Source organism: Candidatus Symbiopectobacterium sp. NZEC151, from assembly GCF_025962655.1.
GTDB lineage: Bacteria > Pseudomonadota > Gammaproteobacteria > Enterobacterales > Enterobacteriaceae > Symbiopectobacterium.
In genome coordinates this window covers 54200-76287 of record NZ_JAGFPE010000008.1, presented here as the reverse complement: position 1 = coordinate 76287, position 22088 = coordinate 54200, and the positions used below count along the sequence as shown (strand labels likewise).

20 protein-coding genes are annotated in these 22088 nt (G+C 55.3%); 6 read left to right on the top strand and 14 right to left on the bottom strand.

Annotation, left to right across the window (positions count from 1 at the left end):
• Positions 1 to 360 precede the first annotated feature (360 nt).
• The 7 genes from J5067_RS19935 to J5067_RS19905 form a co-directional block, all read right to left on the bottom strand.
• Positions 361 to 1107 (bottom strand): cyclase family protein, encoded by a 747-nt coding sequence (locus J5067_RS19935; RefSeq protein WP_264651848.1) that lies wholly within the window; start codon positions 1105 to 1107, stop codon positions 361 to 363.
• 47 nt (positions 1108 to 1154) lie between these two features.
• On the bottom strand, positions 1155 to 3317 hold the full coding sequence (gene uvrD, locus J5067_RS19930) for a DNA helicase II (protein ID WP_264645574.1): 2163 nt from the start codon (positions 3315 to 3317) through the stop codon (positions 1155 to 1157).
• 83 nt (positions 3318 to 3400) lie between these two features.
• Positions 3401 to 4117 (bottom strand): 5-amino-6-(5-phospho-D-ribitylamino)uracil phosphatase YigB, encoded by a 717-nt coding sequence (gene yigB / locus J5067_RS19925; RefSeq protein WP_264651922.1) that lies wholly within the window; start codon positions 4115 to 4117, stop codon positions 3401 to 3403.
• Complete coding sequence (xerC, locus tag J5067_RS19920) at positions 4117 to 5034, bottom strand: tyrosine recombinase XerC (protein ID WP_264645573.1); 918 nt, start codon at positions 5032 to 5034, stop codon at positions 4117 to 4119. The genes yigB and xerC overlap by 1 nt, the downstream gene beginning before the upstream one ends.
• Complete coding sequence (locus tag J5067_RS19915; RefSeq protein ID WP_264645572.1) at positions 5031 to 5735, bottom strand: DUF484 domain-containing protein; 705 nt, start codon at positions 5733 to 5735, stop codon at positions 5031 to 5033. The genes xerC and J5067_RS19915 overlap by 4 nt, the downstream gene beginning before the upstream one ends.
• Positions 5732 to 6556, bottom strand: a complete 825-nt coding sequence (gene dapF / locus J5067_RS19910) for a diaminopimelate epimerase (RefSeq protein ID WP_264651847.1) — start codon at positions 6554 to 6556, stop codon at positions 5732 to 5734. The genes J5067_RS19915 and dapF overlap by 4 nt, the downstream gene beginning before the upstream one ends.
• Positions 6557 to 6639: 83 nt before the next feature.
• Positions 6640 to 6795 (bottom strand): lipoprotein, encoded by a 156-nt coding sequence (locus tag J5067_RS19905; RefSeq protein ID WP_319801690.1) that lies wholly within the window; start codon positions 6793 to 6795, stop codon positions 6640 to 6642.
• A 77-nt stretch (positions 6796 to 6872) separates the two neighbouring features.
• Here J5067_RS19905 and cyaY point away from each other — a divergent pair, with 77 nt between their 5' ends.
• Positions 6873 to 7208: an iron donor protein CyaY gene (gene cyaY, locus J5067_RS19900; RefSeq protein WP_264645569.1), complete on the top strand. Its 336-nt coding sequence runs from the start codon at positions 6873 to 6875 to the stop codon at positions 7206 to 7208.
• A 42-nt stretch (positions 7209 to 7250) separates the two neighbouring features.
• On the opposite strand, the gene J5067_RS19895 is transcribed toward cyaY, so the two are convergent.
• Positions 7251 to 9806 carry a class I adenylate cyclase gene (locus J5067_RS19895; protein ID WP_264645568.1) on the bottom strand — a complete coding sequence of 852 codons (2556 nt, stop codon included), beginning with the start codon at positions 9804 to 9806 and terminating at the stop codon, positions 7251 to 7253.
• A 335-nt stretch (positions 9807 to 10141) separates the two neighbouring features.
• Between J5067_RS19895 and hemC the strand changes: the two genes are divergently transcribed.
• From hemC to J5067_RS19870, 5 genes are all read left to right on the top strand, one after another.
• Positions 10142 to 11083, top strand: a complete 942-nt coding sequence (gene hemC / locus J5067_RS19890) for a hydroxymethylbilane synthase (protein ID WP_264645567.1) — start codon at positions 10142 to 10144, stop codon at positions 11081 to 11083.
• On the top strand, positions 11080 to 11820 hold the full coding sequence (gene hemD, locus J5067_RS19885; protein WP_264645566.1) for a uroporphyrinogen-III synthase: 741 nt from the start codon (positions 11080 to 11082) through the stop codon (positions 11818 to 11820). The genes hemC and hemD overlap by 4 nt, the downstream gene beginning before the upstream one ends.
• 46 nt (positions 11821 to 11866) lie before the next feature.
• Positions 11867 to 13012 carry a uroporphyrinogen-III C-methyltransferase gene (gene hemX, locus J5067_RS19880; protein ID WP_264645565.1) on the top strand — a complete coding sequence of 382 codons (1146 nt, stop codon included), beginning with the start codon at positions 11867 to 11869 and terminating at the stop codon, positions 13010 to 13012.
• 2 nt (positions 13013 to 13014) lie between these two features.
• The gene (gene hemY, locus J5067_RS19875) at positions 13015 to 14205 is read left to right on the top strand and encodes a protoheme IX biogenesis protein HemY (RefSeq protein ID WP_264651846.1); all 1191 of its coding nucleotides are present in this window, start codon (positions 13015 to 13017) and stop codon (positions 14203 to 14205) included.
• A gap of 141 nt (positions 14206 to 14346) precedes the next feature.
• A complete protein-coding gene (locus J5067_RS19870) occupies positions 14347 to 15786 on the top strand; it encodes a glycoside hydrolase family 1 protein (protein WP_264651845.1) in 1440 nt (479 codons plus the stop codon).
• A 524-nt stretch (positions 15787 to 16310) separates the two neighbouring features.
• On the opposite strand, the gene J5067_RS19865 is transcribed toward J5067_RS19870, so the two are convergent.
• The 6 genes from J5067_RS19865 to J5067_RS19840 all read right to left on the bottom strand — a co-directional run bounded on the left by J5067_RS19865 (position 16311) and on the right by J5067_RS19840 (position 22084).
• A complete protein-coding gene (locus J5067_RS19865; RefSeq protein WP_264651844.1) occupies positions 16311 to 17855 on the bottom strand; it encodes a S10 family peptidase in 1545 nt (514 codons plus the stop codon).
• A gap of 24 nt (positions 17856 to 17879) precedes the next feature.
• The gene (locus J5067_RS19860; RefSeq protein WP_264645561.1) at positions 17880 to 18233 is read right to left on the bottom strand and encodes a hypothetical protein; all 354 of its coding nucleotides are present in this window, start codon (positions 18231 to 18233) and stop codon (positions 17880 to 17882) included.
• Between the two features lie 273 nt (positions 18234 to 18506).
• A complete protein-coding gene (locus tag J5067_RS19855) occupies positions 18507 to 19664 on the bottom strand; it encodes a M20 peptidase aminoacylase family protein (protein WP_264651843.1) in 1158 nt (385 codons plus the stop codon).
• 96 nt (positions 19665 to 19760) lie between these two features.
• Positions 19761 to 20522 carry an amino acid ABC transporter ATP-binding protein gene (locus J5067_RS19850; protein ID WP_264651842.1) on the bottom strand — a complete coding sequence of 254 codons (762 nt, stop codon included), beginning with the start codon at positions 20520 to 20522 and terminating at the stop codon, positions 19761 to 19763.
• Between the two features lie 12 nt (positions 20523 to 20534).
• Positions 20535 to 21206, bottom strand: coding sequence for an amino acid ABC transporter permease (locus tag J5067_RS19845; RefSeq protein WP_222161225.1), 672 nt, complete (start codon positions 21204 to 21206; stop codon positions 20535 to 20537).
• A gap of 68 nt (positions 21207 to 21274) precedes the next feature.
• Complete coding sequence (locus J5067_RS19840; protein WP_264645559.1) at positions 21275 to 22084, bottom strand: amino acid ABC transporter substrate-binding protein; 810 nt, start codon at positions 22082 to 22084, stop codon at positions 21275 to 21277.
• Between the last annotated feature and the right edge of the window lie 4 nt (positions 22085 to 22088).

The window sequence follows — 22088 nt, the reverse complement described above, 5'->3', positions numbered from 1 at the left end:
GACGGACGCGATGAAGCACAGAAACGGTGATGACAGGGCACCAACAGGTTTCGAACCGACGGTGCTGACTCAATTTGATGACGGAGGGATACAACATCACCGATAACCACCAGGGCTACCGATATAACAGCGGGAAGCCTTAGGAATGGTTAGTAATCAATTGATTAATGAGCCAGTATCGACTGGGTGTGTCCAAGGCGGGGTCCTCCGGGAATAATGATGGGCGCATGTTACGCCGAGATGAAAAAGGCTGTCAACTTTTAAACTGTGACAGTTAAAAGATGCACGAATTGTTCAATTCTGCGTCGAACGATAAGCACGAGCGGCGGAGGTGATTTTCCCGCGCCGCCTTAATGCCGTTTAGCGCTCATCGTCAGGCAGATAGGCAATCGCCCGTACCGGAAAGCCCGGCGCACCGGCAAAATTGGGAAAGCTGACCTGAAGATATGCACCCACCGCAGGCACCTGATCCAGATTGTTCATCACCTCGACCTGCCAGGCATCGCGATCGAGCACATAGAATTCGCCAATCAGCCCATTGTTGCGACGAAAATCCACAGCGGCGTCGGTGTCCAGCGTTTCATGGCCGACGGCAGCTATCTGGCGCTGCTCAAACAGAAAACGCAATGCCTCAATGGACCAGCCCGGCGTGTGGCTATTGCCATCGGCATCGTTGTTGGCAAAGGCCTGCGTATCCGGCCAGCGCGTGCTCCAACCGCTGGCGAATGCCACAAAACATCCCGCCGGGATCTGACCGTATTGTTGCTCAAAATCCACAATGTCCTGCACGCTGAGACGGTAGTCTGCATCCAGTGCCACCGCTTCCTGCTTGTGGATCACGCGCAGCGGCAGCAGCAACGCTTTGTTGTCAAGCCCCTCCAGACAGCGTTTACCCAGAGAAAAATGCGCAGGCGCATCGATGTGCGTACCGGTCTGGGTCACAAAGGTGAGCTGTTGGGCAAAAAAGCCATCCTGCTCAACCGTATACAGCGTGTTACGCTGCACGCCGGGAAACGCGCTAAAGATAGGAATAGATTCTGTTACGCTGTGCGTCAGGTCTATCCATTTCTTGCCACGCAGCGCAGTGATTATCTCGTCTAACGTCATCCCGGTGCTCTCCTTTTCCGTGCAATGCGACAGTATTGATGCCTGTGTTATACCGTCTCCAACCGCGCATAGGCGGCGACCAGCCACTTGATACCTTGCCCCTGAAATGCCACCTGCAAGCGAGCATGCTCACCGCTGCCTTCCAGATTGATGATGGTCCCTTCGCCAAATTTGTCGTGGCGCACCCGCTGGCCTAACGCATAGCCGCTGTCACTTTGGCTAATCGGCGTACCCAAGCGCTGGTGATTGACCGGACGAGACACGCTGGCACGCAGGCGCACTTCCTCCACGCACTCGACAGGCAGTTCACCGACAAAACGCGATGGGCGATGATAGGTTTCTTTGCCGTATAAGCGCCGGCTTTCGGCGTAGGTCAGGGTGAGCTTCTGCATGGCACGCGTCACGCCGACATAGGCCAAACGGCGCTCTTCTTCGAGACGCCCGCCCTCATCCAGCGACATCTGGCTCGGGAACATGCCTTCTTCCATGCCAACGATAAACACCTGCGGAAACTCCAGCCCTTTAGCGGAGTGCAGCGTCATCAGTTGCACCGCATCCTGATAAGCATCAGCCTGCCCTTCACCCGCTTCCAATGCGGCGTGAGAGAGAAAGGCCTGCAACGGCATCAGGTCCATATCCTCTTCCTGATAGCTGAACTGGCGCGTTGCCGTCACCAGTTCCTCCAGGTTTTCTACCCGCGCTTGCCCTTTCTCACCGTTTTCCTGCTCGTACATCTGCCACAGGCCGGAATCTTTGATAGCACGATCGGTTTGCACGTGCAGCGGCAAATCGGCCGTTTCATAGGCCAGTGCCTCCACCAGTTCCAGGAAGCGCTGCAATGCAGAGGCGGCACGCCCTGCCAGCGCTTTCTCTTGCAACAGTGCCCGGCAGGATTGCCACAGCGTCACCTGCCGATCGCGCGCAGTCTGGCGCACCACGTCCAAGGTGCGATCGCCGATGCCGCGCGTTGGGGTATTCACCACGCGCTCAAACGCCGCATCATCATTGCGGTTGGCAATCAGGCGCAAATAGGCGAGCGCGTCTTTGATTTCCTGACGTTCGAAGAAGCGCATACCACCATAAATCCGGTACGGCATGCTCTGTTGCAACAAGGCCTCTTCCAGCACGCGCGATTGGGCGTTGCTGCGATACAGGATGGCGTTTTCCTTGAGTGCACCGCCATTTTCTTGCCACACCTTGATGCGATTAACCACAAAACGCGCTTCATCCAGCTCGTTAAACGCGCAGTACAGGGAGATGGGATCCCCCTGCGCATCGTCCGTCCACAGGTTTTTACCCAAGCGCCCGCCGTTGTGCGCAATCAACGCATTGGCCGCGGTAAGAATATTGCCGGTAGAGCGATAGTTCTGTTCCAGACGAATGGTTTCGGCTTTGGGGAAGTCATTTAAAAACAGCTGGATGTTTTCCACCTGCGCCCCGCGCCAGCCATAAATTGACTGATCGTCATCACCGACGATCATCACGCTGGCGCTGTCGCCAGCCAGCATGCGGATCCAGGCGTACTGAATACGGTTGGTATCCTGAAATTCGTCCACCAGAATATTGGTGAAGCGTTCGCGGTAGTGGCTGAGGATATGGGGTTTGTTCAGCCACAGTTCGTGGGCGCGCAGCAGCAGTTCGGCAAAATCGACCAGCCCGGCGCGATCGCACGCTTCCTGATAGGCCTGATACACTTTGAGCCAGGTCTGCTCGACGGGATTGCCATAGCTTTCGATATGCTGCGGGCGTAGTCCTTCGTCTTTCTTGCCGTTGATGTACCACATCGCCTGGCGTGCAGGCCACTGTTTCTCATCCAGATTCAGCGCCCGAATCAGGCGCTTGAGCAGACGCAGCTGATCTTCGCTGTCCAGAATCTGAAAATCCTGCGGCAGACCGGCATCAAGATGGTGCGCGCGCAGCAGACGGTGCGCCAGACCGTGGAAGGTGCCGATCCACATGCCGCCCTGACTGGTGCCGATCAAATGCTCGATGCGGTGACGCATCTCCGCCGCCGCCTTATTGGTGAACGTCACCGCCATAATGGAATAGGGCGAACACTGCTCAACGGACGTCAACCAGGCGATACGGTGCACCAGCACCCGCGTTTTTCCGCTTCCGGCACCCGCCAGTACCAGAAGATTCCCACGCGGCGCGGCAACCACATCGCGCTGTTTATTGTTCAGGCCATCAAGAAGTTCAGAAACGTCCATCGGTACAGTCATCCGTTAACAGACAAGCAGTAACCCCAGGGGCACTTACTTCACTGGTGATTTATACAGCTAAATTAGCAGAATTATAGCAGCGTTGTGAGCAATGCCAACCGGGAAATTTCCACATGCGGCAACAACCGTGCATCTTCAATCTGCATCAGGTTGCCTTCATGCAGGTTAATCCAGCACGCTTGCAAGCCATTACGCACTGCGCCTGCCACGTCGGTGGTCAAGTCGTCACCCACGTGCAAAATCTGCACCGGTTCCACGCCCAGCGCCTGCGCCGCTCGATGATACATATCACCAAAGGGCTTGGCGCGACCATCCGGCCCCGCGCGCAGGATAAACTGAAAGTAGCGATCCAGCCCGAAGCGGCTGGGATCGGCATTGCCATTAGTGATAGCCACCAGCGGCCAGCGCTGGGACAAGGCGTGCAACGTATCATGGGTTTCTTGCGAAGGCGTAATCTGGCTGCGCCAGTGGGCAAAGTTCGCCATCGCCTGCGCTGCACCGCTACTGGCCGTCGCTGCATCCAGCCCCGCCTCACGCAGCAATTGCTCTACTGCCCGGCGACGCCACTCTGTGACATCATGGTATATCTCTGGCTCCTGCTCGCGCAGCGCTTCGCGGATGCGCTGCAAATCGCTGGACTGCACCGCACTCAGAGCAGGGTGAAACGCTTGCAGGAAACGCACCGACTCCTGTTGCGTGCGCCGAATCACGTCACGGTTATCGTACAGCGTATCGTCTAAATCAAACGTCATGGCGGCTATCGGTGCCAGTGGACGGTAAAAGTGCATCATGTCTTCCCTCGTTTGGCACGCGGGTGTGCGGCATCGTACACCGTCGCCAAATGCTGAAAATCCAAATGGGTATAGATTTGCGTGGTCGAAAGATTGGCATGCCCCAGCAGTTCCTGCACCGCGCGCAGGTCACCGCTCGATTCCAGCATATGGGTGGCAAAAGAGTGACGTAGCTTATGTGGATGAACGTGGCTGTTCAGCCCCTGCTTGATACCCCATTCGGCAAAGCGCTTTTGCACGTTGCGCATCGAAATGCGCTTCCCCTGCCGCGTAATGAAGATGGCGTCATCTTCCGGGCCAAACAGCTCACGCCGTTCCAGCCACTCGCGCAGCCAGTGCACAGCGGTACGACCCAGCGGCAGCTTACGCTCTTTGCTGCCCTTACCGACTACCCACACTTCGCCGCCGTCCAAATCAACGTGACGACATTCCATGCCGACCAGTTCGGCTAAACGCAAGCCAGCGCCGTACATCACTTCCAGCATGGCGCGATCGCGCACCGCCAGCGGATCGTTGAGATCGATCTCCAACAGGCGATTCACTTCATCCACATCCATGTTTTTCGGCAGATGCCGACCCGCTTTGGGCGCAGAAATACCGCGCGCCGGGTTGGCGGTTAACGCCCCTTGCGCCACCTGCCAATCAAGAAAACTGCGCAGTGCCGAAAGACGCAGCGCCAGACTTGCCGCTTGCAACCCGCCGCGTTTGCTGCGCGCGGCCACTGAGCGTACCCCCGCCGCATCCAGCGTGCGCCAGTCGGTAATGCCCATTTCATCGAGCATGGCGGCAATGGCACCCAGTTGGCGGCAGTAATTTTCCTGCGTCAGTGGGCTAAGCTGGCGTTCCGCTTTCAAATAACGTAAAAACGCGGCGACCGAGGTCAGCAGTGGCGAGGGCAGCGCGGGGTCGCTCATACCCGTTCAACCCAGCGCGCCAGCATATCCGGCAGCAAGTTGGCCAGATGTTGCAGCAGCACGGTGCCCATGCCGTCTTGATAGTGATGGCTGTCGCGACTGCTGAAAATCACCACGCCCAGTGAGTCGTGTTTTCCCAGCAGCGACAGCGCCACGGAACCCACCTGCCGCGCCTGCGGTAGCAGTAACAGCAACTCCGGCCCGTTCAGGCTGCCCAGATAGTGGTTATTGTCACGCAGGCGCTGTATGCGCAGCGGTTCGAACAATGAACGCGACAGCGCCAGGTGGGTAAAACGCGAAGGCGCGCTGATGCGCCATTTGTCACTGAACAGGCGGATATCCGCGCCAACCAACCCTTGTTGGCGCGCCCAGCGCTGTAGGCGTTCAAGCAAGTCATGCAGGCCAGTAGCCGCTGACAAATCGGTCTGTAACTCCAGCAGATGACGGAACAACACTTCGTTGCCGCGCGCCTGCTCCATCAACAAGGTGATCTCTTCTTCCAACTGCGCGATGTGGTTCCGCTGACGCGCCAACTGCCATTCCACCAGGGAGACGGTCCCCCGCACCGGGTGCGGGATGTGCATTTGCTCGACCTGCCGCGCATTGCGGATAAAGAAATCAGGGTTCTGTTGCAGGAACTGCAAAATCAGTTCGTCACTCAGTGCGTTCTGGCGTTCTGCCTGTTCCTCGACCTGCTTCATAAATGAATAAATCCATCATAAACATGGGTGGCAGGACCGGTCATATAAAGCGGATGCCCGACCCCTTTCCAATGGATATCCAGATCGCCCCCCAGCAACGAGACGCGAACTTCATCCGCCAATAACCCTTGCTGAATGCCCACCACCACGGCGGCACAGGCGCCGCTGCCGCAGGCCTGCGTTTCACCGGCACCGCGCTCATACACCCGCAGGCGAATGTGGCTGCGATCGACAATCTGCATAAACCCGACGTTGACGCGCTCAGGGAAACGCTCGTGGCTTTCCAGCACCGGACCTAAGGTTTCCACATTGGCCGTATCAACATCGTCAACCTGAATCACGCAGTGCGGGTTGCCCATGGAGACCACGCCGCACAGCACCGTATGATCGTTGGCGCGCAGAATGTAGGTTTTCTCCGCCTTGGCGGCCCGAAACGGCACGCGCTGCGGTTCAAAATCCGGCTCGCCCATGTTCACCCGCACCAGCTCATCATCCGTGACGCTGAGCACCATGCGCCCGGTATGGGTACTCACCGCAATATCGCGCTTGTTGGTCAGCCCTTTGATACGCACGAAACGGGCGAAACAGCGCGCGCCGTTACCGCACTGGGCCACTTCACTGCCATCCGCATTGAAAATGCGGTAGTGAAAATCCAGCTCAGGATCGTAGGGCGGTTCGACCACCAGCAGTTGATCAAACCCCACCCCGCGATGGCGATCCGACAGACGCCGAATCAGCTCAGGCGAAAAATAGACATTTTGCGTAACGGCATCGACAACCATAAAATCATTGCCCAAACCATGCATTTTAGCGAACTGCATTATTCTGACTCCGCTGATGTAACCGGGCGCGGTAATTGCTATCGTGACCTGTTATTCGTGGTAATAAAACATAACCGTGCCGGTTACGGACGCATCGACGGCTTTTGATGCGTATTCTTCTGTGAGTCTGAGGTGTTGGTCGGCTCACCGTTTGGCATATACAGCGGCCCTTTCAGCCCGCAACCCACCAATCCCAGCAGCGTCAGCGCCAGAGAAAATGAACGAAATACCTGCTTCATGTCATTAAGACCTGTCAATCATCTATGCATGCTCTCTATAATCGCAGGTGGATCATGAAAAGCAATAGGAATCGAAAATGAACGACAGTGAGTTTCATCAATTAGCGGATGCGTTAATGTTGACGATCGAAGAAGCGTTGGACGACTTCGACGGTGATGCCGATATCGATTACGAAACCAACGGCGGCGTGATGACACTGAGTTTCGAAAACGGCAGCAAGATTGTCATCAACCGCCAGGAGCCGCTGCATCAGGTATGGTTGGCGACCAAAGCCGGTGGCTACCACTTTACGTATCAGCCAGAAAATGGTCAGAACGAGCAGTGGATCTGCGATCGCAGCGGCGAATCCTTTTTTGCGCTGCTGGCGCAGGCATGCAGTGCTCAGGCCGGTGAGGCCGTCTCATTCGGTTAACGCGGGAATAACGCTCTGTTGTCAGCAAGGACAACCAGAGCGTTACAGCATGTGCAGTCGCTGTTTGATCGCGGGAGAGGCACCTTCTTTGCCCGACGAGAGGTTCAAATGAGACAGCGTGGTGCTGCGAAAAGGAATCACCTGCGCCCGACCCTCTAACTGCACAATCTGGTAGAACTGCGGCAGGTTGAAATTGATAAAGCTGGAGCCGTAGGTAAAGCGGTCGTGGGACGAAGAATAAAAACGGCTCACGTCACGTACCAGCTCTTCCTTACTGCCTTCACAGTGGTGATACACCTCAACGCGGTTCGATTCATCCAGAATAAAGATATTGAATCCTTGCTCTTCCGGCAGATCTTCAAAGAAGAACTGGATGATCCCTTCACTCGCCACGCCGTCTATTACCGCTGGCAGGTGGATATGGTTGGTCTCCACCTGCGTGGGTAACCCTTGCAGTTTGTTGTTGGAAATCGCGCCGTAAAACTCCACCGCATTTTCCAGCTTCTGCACCGATACGCTCAGGCGTTCGAAGAACAGACCCCAGGTCTGCCCTGCCACTTTAACCGCTTTGAAGCGGCCCGGCTCTTGTCGGGTGCTGGTCAGGCGCAGTTCAATACACTCGGACACCAGTTGCTGCACGCGCGTGCGAATCAAACCGCGCAGGTGCTGGCTGTAGCAGAACACTTCCAGCGACTCCGGCAGCGCCGCATCCTGATGCATTTTACCCAAAATGGTTTTCAGCGCTTCCAGCACGGATTGCTCGCCGTTGAAATGCAGGGTTCGCACTTCATTCCACGAATTACGGTACAGCAGGTCAATGCTGCCTACTAGGCACTGCTGCTGCTCGCCGAAACTGAACACGTCCAGATGGCGGAAATCAAAGTGCACCACTTGATTGCGGAATGCCGCCGTTGGGTCGTGCTCCAGGTTAACGATGATCGCCAGATGCCGAATTTCACACGGGCTGTACAGCGCCTTAGGCGTTGGAGCCGGTAAACGCAGCGGGAAGTGACAGGAAACGTCATCCACCAATTCACGCAGACGGGCAATATCGATCTGTTCGCTGCCTTTGATGTGCAGGCGCGTATTCGGGGTCAGCAGTCCGTTAAAATAGGCCCACGCCACCAGCTTGTTCAGGTAGCGGTTATATTCCAGCGGCTGATGGCTGATGATGGCATCCATAGACGGTGCCTGATTGTACAGATACCAGCCGGAGCGGTTGGCGCGGCCCGCCGGGACATAGATAAAGGTCAGATCCGCTTCGGACAGGTCCGGCGAAATTTGCGGATTGAGCAGCGTCACTTTACCCGGCAGCGCTTCAAAGGCGGCATACAGCTTACGCGTCAGCACGCCGATATCCTGCGGACTAGCGCTCACGCTCAGGTTGTTGCGCCGCGCGAAGCGGATCAGGTTGCGATAAGTTTGCATCATCGCATCGAGCAATTCGTTGTGCGCTTCACGCACGCGCTCGATTTTCCAGTTGGCGCGGTTATCCAGCATGGCAAGGTGTTCGCTGCTCCAGCCCCACTCTTGCACCAACTGGCTTAGGATTTGCCGCCGCCAGCCTACGCAGGCTTTTTCACGCGACAGTTTTTCGCACACTTTGAGATAAAAACAACGCCGCGCCAGATCGAGGCGCGTCGGGTCTTCAATTTGCGTGAGGTATTCGGTCACCCGATCCAACATCATACAATAGGGATCGAGCCCAAATGCCACGATCTCCCCTTTGTGCAGCCGGGCTTTGATATCCATCGACAGCAAGCGCGCGTCAGGGTATTGCCAGGAATAGGCCTCGAGCAGCAGGGTCTTCAATACCGCTTTATACGGGGAATCGATGCTTTTATACAGTTGCCACAGGCTGGCACCGAAATACTCTTCCGCCGAGAGCGAACTCAATCCGCCCAGATCCAGCCACTCGTTGGGCGCAAGCGCACCCTGTGCATAGAGCGACAGGACGTATTCGTCGTAATGCTCTTCTTCTTCAACCGGCACCATATGCCACAGCAGGCGTTTACCGGCCATGCGCACGGCGGTGCGGTAAAACTCGTCCAGCAACAGGATATGCTGCGTCGAGCCGCAATCTTCGCCGCCCAGACTACCGCTTTCATTGTGACGGAAACGGTTCTCGTCAATCAGGAAGAAGCTGACATCCACCCCTTGCGCCGCCGCCCATTGCTCCAGCAGGGTACATTTCTGCTGTAAACGCTGGTGCTCTTCGTGGTCTAGCCAGGATTGGTGGCACACCCAGATATCCAGATCGGAGGAGCAACTCTGGCCGATGGACGAGGTGCTGCCCATGGAGTAAACGCCGGTAATCGGCAATTCACCCTGCGAATTGATGGCGGGGATCTCTCCCCAGCGCAGCTCAATGCTGTCGACGTAGCGCTGTTGGTTTTCATCAGGCGTGAAAGTGCACACACCGTGCGGAACCTTACCTTCAAGGTAACCCGGCATGAGCGGATGATGGTGGTGCAATAATACGGGCAGAAGGCGATAAACCTGCTGAAAAGCGGGTTTCATTGCTTCCAGAGCGCGGTCAACTCGCAGTTGGTTGATCGCGTCCAGTCTCTGCTTCAAAGTCTCGATGTAGAAGTACAAGACGGTCCGCCTGATTATCCCAGTGCCTAGAAAAAACCCCGTGTTCCAAACTTATCAGCAATAGAATTAGAGGAGTGACTGATAAGATAGTGCTGGAAACGTGATCAATCTAACACCTTGCTCATTGAGCGTAAAGAAACTAAAGAAAGTTAGCCACTATTAGCTTACTTTCTCTTATTGCCCCTCGCTCTCTGGCATGATTACGCCGCGATCCTCCCACCTCATGGTGAAAACACGCACCTTCCCGTCGCTATCCAGCACCTTCAGCGCCGGAACGCTGACACCTGGGCGTCTCAGTGATACGATGGCGCTAAATGATAAAAACGGTATTAAGCATGGTAGACAACACCCTTAGAATTGCCACCCGACAAAGCCCGCTTGCGCTGTGGCAAGCACACTATGTGCAACAACGGTTGCAGCACTATTACCCTACGTTGCAGGTTGAACTGGTTCCCATGGTGACGCGCGGCGACATCATCCTGGATACGCCGCTGGCTAAAGTGGGCGGCAAGGGGCTGTTTGTTAAAGAGCTGGAACGCGCCTTGCTGGAAGACCGCGCGGATATCGCCGTGCACTCGATGAAAGATGTGCCGGTATCGTTCCCCGACGGCCTTGGTTTGTATACCATTTGTGAGCGTGACGATCCGCGCGATGCCTTTGTTTCGAACCACTATGCCAGCCTGGCCGATCTCCCGCTCGGAAGCTGCGTCGGTACCTCCAGCCTGCGCCGCCAGTGCCAGTTGCGCGCTCGCCGCCCTGACCTGATCATCCGCGATTTGCGCGGTAACGTCGGAACTCGCCTGGGCAAGCTGGACAACGGCGACTATGACGCCATTATTTTGGCCGTCGCCGGGCTGTCACGCCTGAATCTGTCTGAACGCATTCGCACGCCGCTCACCCCGGAAGAGTCGCTGCCCGCCGTCGGTCAGGGTGCGATTGGTATCGAATGCCGGGAAAACGACGCCCGCGTGCGCGAACTGCTGGCACCGCTCAACCATGAACCGACCGCCTGCCGCGTGCTTGCTGAACGCGCCATGAATCTTCGCCTCGACGGTGGCTGCCAGGTTCCCATCGGCAGCTATGCTGAACTCAATGCGGGGCAACTCTGGCTGAGAGCCTTGGTTGGCGCCCCCGATGGCAGCAAGATGATTCGCGGCGAGCGCATCGGCCCCGCCAGCGAGGCGGAACGCATGGGTATCGATCTGGCGGAAGAGCTGTTAGCTAACGGCGCACACGCCATTCTGCACGCCGTTTATCAGGGCGCCGGCTCATCATGACCATTCTGGTGACGCGCCCGTCACCGGCGGGGGAGGCTCTGGTGGAACGGCTGCGCAAGCTCGGCCGCGCCGCCTGCCACAGCCCGCTTATCGATTTCTCCCCTGGCAGTGAATTACCTTCCCTGTCAGCACGGCTGGCGGCGCTGCGCGAGGGCGATATGCTGTTCGCGCTGTCGCAGCACGCCGTGCGCTATGCCGCCGCCGCACTCACGCAAGCGGGTTTATCCTGGCCCGCCATCCCGGTCTATTACGCCATCGGACGCACCACCGCGCTGGCGTTGCACCAGGCCGCCTCTCGCGCCGTGGCCTATCCTCCCGAGCGGGAAACCAGCGAAATGCTGCTGCAACTGCCAGAATTACAAAATATTAGTGGCAAAAACGCGCTATTATTACGAGGGAATGGCGGCAGAGAGCTGCTGGCAACCACGCTCGCAGAACGCGGCGCACAGGTCAGTTATTGTGAATGTTATCAGCGCAGCCCGGTCTATTATGATGGGCCGGAACAGAGCCGACATTGGCAGCAACTCGGTATCGATCGTCTGGTGATCACCAGCGGCGATATGCTGCATCAGCTGTATGCGCTGGTGCCGAATTATTATCGCGAATCCTGGCTGCTCCACTGCCAGGTTATCGTTGTTAGCGAACGGTTGGCGCTAGAGGCGCGCCAGCTTGGCTGGCGTGACGTGCTTATCGCGGACAATGCCGATAACGACGCGCTTGTGCGTCTGCTATCGTGACTGCACGGCCAACCGTACAACAAACCAGACCATGGGATGACCCATTATGACGGAACACCATACCCCTTCAACCCCACCGGAAACGGTGACAGAGCGCCCTGATGCCACGTTTTCGTCCTCCGACGCCGCGTCGCAGGATGAACCGCGCCGGGACCGTGCAGGACATGGCCGCGTGCTGGGTGGCGTAGCCATTGCTATCGCTCTGCTGTTAAGCGGGGGCGTGTACTACCTCGGACAGCAGCAGGAGAAACAAAACGCCGCGTCCCTGGCGCAAACGAAGGGCGAGTTGGCGGCGCTACAGCAACAGTATCAGCAGGATAAAACGGCGTGGCAGGCCGCGCTGGCACAACAAAAACAGTGGCAGGACAGCGCCGCGCACCAGTTGGACGTGGTTACGCGTCAATCCAGCGAACTCAGTCAGAAACTGGCCGCCCTTTCCAATCACGATACCAGTACCTGGCTGCTGGCACAGGCGGATTTTCTGGTCAAACTGGCCGGACGCAAGCTGTGGAGTGATAAAGATGTGCTGACCGCGGGCGCGCTGCTGAAAAGTGCCGATGGCAGTCTGGCTGACATGAACGATCCGAGCCTGCTTGAACTGCGCCGCGCCATTGCTAATGATATCAGCGCGCTGGCCTCAGTCGGTCAGGTGGATTTCGACGGCATTATTTTGCGGGTGAATCAGTTAACCGATCAGGTCGACAATCTGCGTCTGGCCGATAACACCCAGGACGATGACGCGCCAATGGATGAAACCGACGGCGAGCTTTCAGCCACCCTCAGCGAATGGCGGCAGAATCTGAGTAAAAGCTGGCACAACTTCATGGCCGATTTTATTACCATTCGCCGCCGTGACAGCAATGCCGAGCCGCTGCTGGCCCCGAATCAAGATTTCTACCTGCGTGAAAACATCCGTGCACGCCTGCTGACCGCCGCACAAGCCGTGCCGCGTCATCAGAACGAGACGTATAAACAGTCACTGGAAGCGGTATCCACCTGGGTTCGGGCTTATTTTGATACCAGCGATCCCGGCACCAAAGCCTTTCTGGAACAGGTTGACAGCTTAAGCCAGCAGCCGGTCTCTCTGGATGTTCCTACTACGCTGCAAAGCCAGCCGCTGCTGGAAAAACTGATGCAAACGCGAGTGCGTAATTTGCTGGCGCAATCGCCTGCGCAGCAACAGGAGGGCTGATCATGCTGAAAGTGCTGTTCTTGTTCCTGATCCTTGTTGCTGGCGTAGTGATTGGCCCGATGCTCGCCGGGCGTCAGGGCTATGTGCTGGTGCAAACCGATACCTACAATATCGAAACCAGCATCACAGCGCTGGCGATCATGCTGGTGCTGCTGTTGGTGGTCCTGTTTACACTGGAGTGGCTGTTGCGTCGCGTGTTTCGTACCGGCGAGCGCACCCGCGGCTGGTTCCTGGGCCGTAAACGCACGCGCGCCAGAAAACAGACCAAAGCAGCCCTGCTTAAACTGGCCGAAGGCGATTATCTTCAGGTAGAAAAACTGCTGACGCGTAACGCGGATCATGCAGAGCAACCGGTGGTGAACTATTTGCTGGCCGCCGAAGCCGCACAACAGCGTGGTGACGAATTTCGCACCCGACAGTATCTGGAGCGAGCGGCTGAAATGGCCGACACCGATCAGCTGCCGGTAGACATCACCCGCGTGCGCATCCAACTGGCTCGCAACGAGGATCACGCCGCACGCCATGGCGTCGATCGTTTACTGGCATACGCGCCGCGCCATCCTGAAGTATTACGCCTGGCTGAGCTGGCATTCCAACGTACCCACGCTTACGGTGCGCTGTTGGATATTCTGCCTGCCATGCGCAAAACCCAGATCCGTACCGAGGAGGAGGTGGAGGCGTTGCGCCAATCCGCTTTGCTCGGCCTGATGGAACAAGCGATGGCGGAAGGCGGCAGTGAAGGCCTGAAGCAGTGGTGGAAAGAACAAAGCCGCAAGGTACGACAAGATTTGCCATTGCAAGTGGCTATGGCCGAGCACCTTATCGCCTGTGACGATCACCACACCGCCCAGCAGATCGTGATCGACGGTTTGAAGCGCCACTACGATGAGCGTCTGGTACTGCTGATGCCTCGTCTGGCCGCAGGCGAACCGGCCGCGTTGGAAAAACTCCTGCGCCAGTTGCTAAAACAGCATGATAACAGCGCGTTGCTGCACAGTACGCTGGGACAGTTAATGCTGAAACAGGGGGAATGGCAGCAGGCCAGCGATGCGTTTGCCGCCGCGTTGGCGCTGCGCCCGGATGCCTTTGATTACGCCTGGCGTGCCGATGCCTTTGACCATCTGCGCCTGCCGGAAGAAGCGGCTCAAATGCGTCGTGAAGGCCTGTTACTCACACTACAAGCCCCGTCTTAATCGCACTCCCCGCTGCCCCTCCTTCTGGGGCAGCGCTACCCCCCCCGTAAAATCAGCAAAACAGACACGCTTTTGTACTGTTGCGCAGTAAAATGAAACCGGTTTCATTTTTGGATCACCAGATAATCAAAGGAGCAGCCCATGAGTACACGATTTCCTCCCGAATTCCTGTGGGGCGGCGCCACCGCCGCCAATCAGGTGGAAGGCGCATACGATGAAGCGGGCAAGGGACTGTCGATTGTGGACACCCTCCCTGGCGGCAAAGCACGCTTAGCCATCGTCGCGTCTGAATCCTTCGATTTTTCGCTGGATACCGAGCGCTATACTTACCCTAACCACAAGGGCATCGATCATTACCACCGTTTCAAAGAAGATATCGCGCTGTTCGCTGAAATGGGCTTCAAGTGTTACCGTTTTTCCATTGCCTGGACCCGTATCTATCCTAACGGCGTGGAACAAACACCTAATGAAGCGGGTCTGGCGCACTACGATGCGGTGATTGATACCTGTCTCGCCCACGGCATCGAACCGGTTATCACGATTTCTCACTACGAACTGCCGCTGCATCTGGCTACCGTCTATGGCGGCTGGAAAAACCGCGCGCTGGTCGGTTTTTTCGAGCGTTTTTCTCGCACGGTGCTTGAGCGTTACGGGCAGAAGGTCAAGTATTGGATGACCTTCAATGAGATCAACAGCGCGGCGCATTTTCCGATCATGAGCCAAGGGCTGGTGGTCAAAACCGGGGCTCGGGACGCACAGGCAAAATTTCAGGCATGGCATCACCAGTTTGTCGCCAGCAGTCTGGCAACCAAAATTGCCCGCGAGGTCAATCCCACTATCCAGATGGGCTGCATGATTATTTATGCCACCACCTACGCCTACGACAGCAACCCGGTGAATCAGTTGGCGGCCATGCAACGCACGCAATCCTTCAACTTCTATTGCGCCGATGTGCAAGCCAACGGCAAATATCCCTACTATGCACCACGGTTGTGGGATTCACTCGGCGTCACACTGAAGATCGAGCCCGGCGATCTTGAACTGCTGGCGAATAATACCGTTGATTACATCGGTTTCAGCTACTACATGTCGACCACCGTGGATGAAACCCACGCGGAGGGAGACGATGCTGAAGGCAATTTACTGGGCGGAACGCGCAATCCGTTCCTTGAGGCCAGCGAATGGGGATGGGAGATCGACCCGATCGGCCTGCGCATCGCGCTGAATCAGCTTTATGACCGGTACGGTAAACCCCTGTTTGTCGTCGAAAACGGATTGGGTGCGATCGATAAACCCGACAGCAACCTCTACGTGGCGGACGATTACCGCATCAATTATCTGCGCCAGCATATTGAGGCGATGGCTGATGCCATTGCTGACGGTGTGACCCTGATGGGCTACACCCCCTGGGGCTGTATCGATTTGGTCAGCATGTCGACCGGCGAAATGTCCAAGCGCTACGGCTTTATTTATGTTGATCTCGATGACACCCTCTCAGGCAGCGGCGATCGTCACAAGAAAAAATCCTTCTCCTGGTATCAAAAGGTCATTGCCAGCCACGGTGAAGATCTCACGCACTAAAAACGGCGCAAAAAAAACGCTTGCCAATAAACGGCAAGCGTTGAATAAGATCAGGTCATAAAAGACTACAGTTAAGTGCCTCACTCAACGTAATGTCCGAAAAGTCCGATGGTGTTGTGAAACGCAGCAAAACTGCTAACCACAACGTCATCTGGCGGTGGACGATAGGCACCTGTAAACGGCTCTGCATCATTCCCAGGATTATGAAGCCGAAGCAAACATAGAAGGTGGAATGAGCATCTACAGTATTATACTAGCATGAAACGTGCCAGATCGTTGCCATAGTAAAAACAAAAAAAGAATAAAAATTAACTCATTGAAAAATATATAATTTAAAAGTCATCTGGTTGGCACAACGTCCTCATCAGTGACAGCGTGCGCCACGCACGAATGCACCAACTGTCTCCATATAGAGACACAATGCTAATGTTTATTTATTTTTGTTTAATTTCAATTAATTATATGTCTCCTAATGGAGACATATAAACATGGCTTCTGTCGCCATTTTCCAACAGTCAGCTGGACTACCCCACAATAAAGCCATGCAAATCCTGGTGTAACTGTTGCAGCGATTTGTCGTCAAGATAAGGCAAGTGCCCCGACTCATACCGATGAAATTGCAGATTAGCGCGCAGTTTTTCCGGCAAAGAGAGGTGATTAAGGTGATATTGCGCGACAAAGTAAGGTGTCGCCAGATCGTAAATCCCCCCGAGCACCATCACTTTCATACGCGGATTCATTTTCATGGTTTCGGACAATGCAGGCAGCAGATTGAAAGAACGGTTTTCTGGCGTCATATTCCAATGGTAAATGGCATTCGAGTCAGAAACATAGTCTTGCAGCGTGTTCACGTTCAATCCCTTTGCCAGATAGTCGCGATACGCCGAAATAAACCCCGAGCCGATAGTCATAACGGGATCGTAATCGCTTCGTGCAGCCATTCTGTCCAGCGAAGCGCCACGGTAGCGACCATCCGTGCGGCTGACGGTGTCGCCCTGATCTGCCAGCAGTTTTTTGACAAACAGCGGGCCTGAAATGCGCAAATCGGCCTTAACCCACTCGCGCGCGGGTATACCGGTGTAGCGGGCAAGCTGCTCAGCGAGTTCTGCTTTCTGCGATTCTGGCAACAGATTGCCCTGAGTTAACGCCTGAGCATAAGGGCCGAGGGAGAACTGCTCAACTTCAGTCAGCAAATGATCCAGGTTTTCAGCGACGTGTGGTGGCTGCTGATAATAATGGGCGATAGCCGCATAGGTCGGCAGCGCCAGATAATAGGGCTGATCGATGCCGGGGTTGGATTCGGGACGATCGATATCAATATCCTGGCTCAGATACTGCGACAGCAAAATAATACCGTTAACATCCACGTTGTGCTGCACCTTTAGCCGGTTAGCCAGCGCCACCGTGCGTGTGGTGCCGTAGCTCTCACCGAGCAGGTAACGCGGCGCATTCCAGCGCTGATAGCGGCTCAGAAACTGCGTGATAAATTGCGCAAACGCCTGTGCGTCTCCATCAATACTGTAGGCGTCATTCGCCTTTTGGTGCTTCTGCACCTGCCGCTCCTGAGCATTGGCAGCATGGCTGATAAACTGACCAAACCCGGTGCCCGGCGCATCGATAAAGACCAGATCGCTGACATCCAACAGAGAATAGGCATTGTCGATAACGGGATAAGGCGGCAATACCGGTTTGTCCGGCGTGCTGGTGACCACCCGTTTTGGCCCTAAACCGCCCATATGCAGCCAGATGGAAGAAGAACCCGGACCGCCGTTATAAATAAACGTGACCGGCCGATTCTCCGGCTTCGCCATCTTATCTACCGTCTTGAAGTAAGCCACATAGGACAAGGTCGCGATCGGTTCCTCGGGATCGTCGGCGTTGAGTGCTAATGCGCCCGCTTCGGCATGATAGTCAAGGCGACCCTGACTAAGTTTCACTTTCCCTTCGCTCACCACCACATCATTCAACGCCTGAGCCTGTTCGGGTAGCGGCGGCGGCGACGCCATGGCAAACGCGGAACTAAAACATAAAGACAAAAATATAAAAACATAACGTTGCAGGTTATTCATGGTATTCCTTTTAGATTACTGTCCTTATGGGAACCATTTGGTTTCCGATGTCCATCCTCTCAATTTCATGCACTGATTGAAAAGGGCCTGACGGCTACCACTATTAACATCCATCACATAACTTTGTGTTTCTGGCCGTTGCCCACTGATATATTTTTCATTTTTACAGTCGTCCTTTTTTCCACACGGCAAATAGTAGGACGTATATTGCGTTCGCTGCGCCACCTCATTTTTCACGGGGAATTTTTCCTCGCTCAGCGCTTCACAGGCACCTTTCGAGATGGTGAAATCATCAGCATTTGCGCTGCTTTTTACCCATTGTGTCGTACAACCAGAAAGCAGAAGCGTGGCAAAAAATAATGTAAATTTAAACGTCATTTCGATTCCTTTTAATACAGATTTCCTACCTTCGGCATAAAATCGTATTATTGGTTCATTCTCTGCATAGCAATTGATACGATCAATGACACATCGTTTAACTTGCGTTTACTATTAAAAAGGGAAGTATCGAGCAACAAATGAAAGGTATTTAGCTGTTTTGTCTAAATAAAAACAGGGATATTCTCTTAATAACGCAAGCGAACGCAACGAGAAGTATGACGGGTATATAAATAGATGCTCCGCGCCGTGAGAACGGCGCGGAGCGAAGCATCAACGAGAAGCCAGTTGTTCCAGGCTCTGTTTCGCCAACTGATGGAGGTAGTGCGCGGTAGGGAACAGCGCACTGTCATCAACGCGGAATTTCGGGTGATGCAGCGCAAAAGGCCCGCCCGAACCGACCATCATGAAGGTACCCGGCAGTTTTTGCTGATAGAAGGCAAAATCCTCGCCAATCGGGCTGGCATCCACGCGACGCGCTTCAAAGCCTTCTTCATCGGCGACGCGCAGGGCAAAGTCCACCCATTCCGGCGTATTGACCACGGACGGTGGCCCGGCGTGCCAGATAAACTCCAGCTCAGCGCCAAAGGTGCTGGCAATGCCTGCCACAATCTGGCGGAAGCGCTGTTCGATCACATCGCGCGCTGCCTGGCTAAAGGTGCGTACCGTGCCTTCCACGTAGGCGGTATCCGGGATCACGTTCCAGGTGCTGCCGCTGTGTACCTGAGTGATTGACACCACGGCGGTATCATCCGCAGGCACCGTGCGACTGATAATGGTCTGCACCGCGCTAATCAACTGGCCGAGAATGATAATCGGATCGTTTCCTTCATGGGGTTTGGCCGCATGGCAGCCTTTGGCGGCAATCTTGATTTCAAAACGGTCCACGCCCGCCGTCAACGCACCGTCTTTGCCTCCCACCACGCCAACGGGCAGCGTTGGGTCGTTGTGAATGCCAAAGATGGCTGTGGCATTATCCAGCGCACCGGTCGCGATCACTTCTGGCGCGCCCAGCCCGGTTTCTTCTGCCGCCTGGAACAGAATGCGCACCGTGCCTTTTAACTCGGACTCGATGCCTTTAAGCAAAATGGCGGCACCCAGCGCAGCGGAGGAGTGAAAATCGTGCCCGCAAGCGTGCATCACGCCCTGACGCTGGGAGGTGAATGCCACGCCGGACTCTTCTTCAATTGGCAGCGCGTCGATATCTGAACGTACGATAACCAACGGGCCATCCTGCACGCCGCCGACTTCGGCGACCAGACCGGTTTTCAACGGCAGGTCCAGAATGCGGATGCCTTCCTTCTCCAGCGCGGCGCGGATTTTTTTGGTGGTTTCAAATTCCTGGTTGGATAATTCAGGGTTCTGGTGCAGATCGTGCCGGAACGCCTGAATAAATTGCGCTAATGGCGCATGCTGAGGTGCTGTTTTCACGATGTATATTCTCCACACTGTCCGTGCTTAACGCCGCGGGATGAGCCAGCGTTAAGCAGGGTGTTGTCATTTTAAATAGCGTATATCACCACATCGTCAGATGTCGTATTCCGTATGCTCCGGCATCTTGGTCATCTGGCGTAAGAAACGCTGCGTCTGCGGGTTATCGGAGAAACTGATCACCTGCTCGGCGGGGCCCTGCTCGACGATATGCCCGTCGGCCATGAAAATCACCCGGTCAGCAACTTCTTTGGCAAACTGCATCTCATGGGTCACGATCACCATCGTGGTGCTGTTTTTCGCCAGATTTTGAATCACTTGCAGCACTTCGTGCACGCGTTCCGGATCCAGCGCCGAGGTGGGTTCATCAAACAGAATGGCTTTCGGATCCACGGCCAGCGCCCGCGCGATACCGACGCGCTGCTGCTGCCCGCCGGACAGCGTCACCGGATACTGGTGGGCTTCCGGCAGCAGGCCGACCTGCTCGATAAGCCTAAGCCCGATCTCCTGCGCCTGTTTCTTCGGCATTTTTTTCACAACAATCAGCGCTTCGGTGATGTTTTCCAGCGCGGTTTTGTTTTTGAACAGGTTGTAGTTCTGGAACACCATCGCGGTTTGCTGACGCAGCGCGTAGGCTTCCTTGGTGCTGTAACGACGGGTATCCAGCACGCGCTCGCCAATTTCAATCGTGCCGGACTCCGGCTTTTCCAACAGGTTGAGGCAGCGCAGCAGGGTAGATTTACCCGATCCGGATGGCCCGATAATCGCCACCACTTCGCCCTGTGCGATATCAAGACTGATATTGTCCAGCACCACTTTGTCGCCAAAGCGTTTTGAGAGGTTTTTTACACTGATCATGGCGGCGTCTCCTTAGCGCTGTAATGAGTGGTTCAGTTTCTTTTCCAGCCAGTTTTGCAGTCTGGAATAAACGATGATGACCAGCCAATAAATCAGCCCTACCACCAGGAAGGTTTCAAAGAAACGCAGCGATTCTGCGGCGATCATCTTACCTTCAGCAAACAGCTCAGATACGCCCAGCGCAAAGGCAACCGAGGTGTCTTTGATCAGTGAAATAAAGGTGTTACCTGTTGCAGGCAGCGCATTGAGCATCGCCTGCGGCAGCACGATACGGCGATAAATCTGCGAACGATTCATGCCGATCGACAGCCCAGCTTCCGTTTGTCCCCAATCGACCGAGGCCAGCGCGGCGCGGAAAATCTCCGCCATGTACGCCGAGGTTTTCAGGCTGAAACCGATAATCGCCGCCGACATCGCGGTCAAATCGCTCAGCGCCGGGAACAGCTGCGGCAAACCGAAGTAGATAATAAACAGCTGAACCAGCGACGGAATGCCTCGAAACAGCGAGATATAAAACTCAATGACCTTCACCAATACCGTGATCTTGCTTTCCCGCAGCAGCGCTAGCACCAGACCCAGTATCATGGCGAAAATCATGGATACCACGGCTAACAGCAGCGTGGTCGGTAAATAGAGCAAAACCTGAGGAAACACCTTCAACAGGTAAGCAAAATCGATATTCATGAGCAGTACCATTAATGCTTCCACCGGCGCAAGCACCGGTGGAAAAGAGATGACAAAAAGCGCGTCTGTTAGTGAGCTTGCGGTGCGGCGGTAATATCCTCACCGAAATATTTCACGGAAATCTCTTTCAGACGGCCATCAGCGCGCATTTTCGCCAGCTCGGCATTGAACTGCTCACGCAGCTTGTCGCCTTTTTCATCTTTGTGGAACGGGAAACTGACTTCCTCAATCACCAGCGGATCGCCAACCAGTTTGAACGGCAGGTTACGCTTGTTGATTTCGGCCAACAGGATCGGGCGGGAGTTCACGTAGCCTTCCACGCGCTTGGACAACGCATCATTCATTGCGCCATCGCGGGTTTCATAGGTGCGGATGGTCACGCTGCCGTCAGAAAAGGCTTTCTTCAGGTTATTGACGTGGTTAGAGCCCAATACGCCCGCTACGGTTTTGCCTTTCAGGTCATCCAGCGTGTTGATATCGGCGTTGTCTTTGTGCGTAACAATCTGGCTGCCGTAGTAGCTGTAAACATCGGCAAAGTTATACTTTTCTTTGCGCGCCGGGGTAATCGCCACAACGTTGGCCACGGTATCGAGTTTTTTCGCTTCCAACTGCCCCATCAGGCCGCTGAAATCGGCGGTGACCCACTCGATTTTGTAATTCAGATCTTTGGCGATGGTTTCAGTGACTTCAACGTCAAAACCCACCAGCTTGTTATCTTGCTTAAAGCCGCTCGGGTAGCTTTGTCCGGTAGAACCTACGCGCAGCACCGTGCTGGCTTCTCCGCCTGCCGCTGCTTTTTTGTCCTGAGAATCACAGCCAGCCATCAGAAAGGCAGTGGTAAGCGCTAACGCAGACAAAGTCAGTTTTTTCATTATCATGTTC

Bases quoted from the DNA above. Each gene is read 5' to 3' on its own strand.
- J5067_RS19935 (WP_264651848.1), bottom strand. From the start codon at position 1,107: ATGACGTTAGACGAGATAATCACTGCGCTGCGTGGCAAGAAATGGATA.
- uvrD (WP_264645574.1), bottom strand. From the start codon at position 3,317: ATGGACGTTTCTGAACTTCTTGATGGCCTGAACAATAAACAGCGCGAT.
- yigB (WP_264651922.1), bottom strand. From the start codon at position 4,117: ATGCACTTTTACCGTCCACTGGCACCGATAGCCGCCATGACGTTTGAT.
- xerC (WP_264645573.1), bottom strand. From the start codon at position 5,034: ATGAGCGACCCCGCGCTGCCCTCGCCACTGCTGACCTCGGTCGCCGCG.
- J5067_RS19915 (WP_264645572.1), bottom strand. From the start codon at position 5,735: ATGAAGCAGGTCGAGGAACAGGCAGAACGCCAGAACGCACTGAGTGAC.
- dapF (WP_264651847.1), bottom strand. From the start codon at position 6,556: ATGCAGTTCGCTAAAATGCATGGTTTGGGCAATGATTTTATGGTTGTC.
- J5067_RS19905 (WP_319801690.1), bottom strand. From the start codon at position 6,795: ATGAAGCAGGTATTTCGTTCATTTTCTCTGGCGCTGACGCTGCTGGGA.
- cyaY (WP_264645569.1), top strand. From the start codon at position 6,873: ATGAACGACAGTGAGTTTCATCAATTAGCGGATGCGTTAATGTTGACG.
- hemC (WP_264645567.1), top strand. From the start codon at position 10,142: ATGGTAGACAACACCCTTAGAATTGCCACCCGACAAAGCCCGCTTGCG.
- hemD (WP_264645566.1), top strand. From the start codon at position 11,080: ATGACCATTCTGGTGACGCGCCCGTCACCGGCGGGGGAGGCTCTGGTG.
- hemX (WP_264645565.1), top strand. From the start codon at position 11,867: ATGACGGAACACCATACCCCTTCAACCCCACCGGAAACGGTGACAGAG.
- hemY (WP_264651846.1), top strand. From the start codon at position 13,015: ATGCTGAAAGTGCTGTTCTTGTTCCTGATCCTTGTTGCTGGCGTAGTG.
- J5067_RS19870 (WP_264651845.1), top strand. From the start codon at position 14,347: ATGAGTACACGATTTCCTCCCGAATTCCTGTGGGGCGGCGCCACCGCC.
- J5067_RS19865 (WP_264651844.1), bottom strand. From the start codon at position 17,855: ATGAATAACCTGCAACGTTATGTTTTTATATTTTTGTCTTTATGTTTT.
- J5067_RS19860 (WP_264645561.1), bottom strand. From the start codon at position 18,233: ATGACGTTTAAATTTACATTATTTTTTGCCACGCTTCTGCTTTCTGGT.
- J5067_RS19850 (WP_264651842.1), bottom strand. From the start codon at position 20,522: ATGATCAGTGTAAAAAACCTCTCAAAACGCTTTGGCGACAAAGTGGTG.
- J5067_RS19845 (WP_222161225.1), bottom strand. From the start codon at position 21,206: ATGAATATCGATTTTGCTTACCTGTTGAAGGTGTTTCCTCAGGTTTTG.
- J5067_RS19840 (WP_264645559.1), bottom strand. From the start codon at position 22,084: ATGATAATGAAAAAACTGACTTTGTCTGCGTTAGCGCTTACCACTGCC.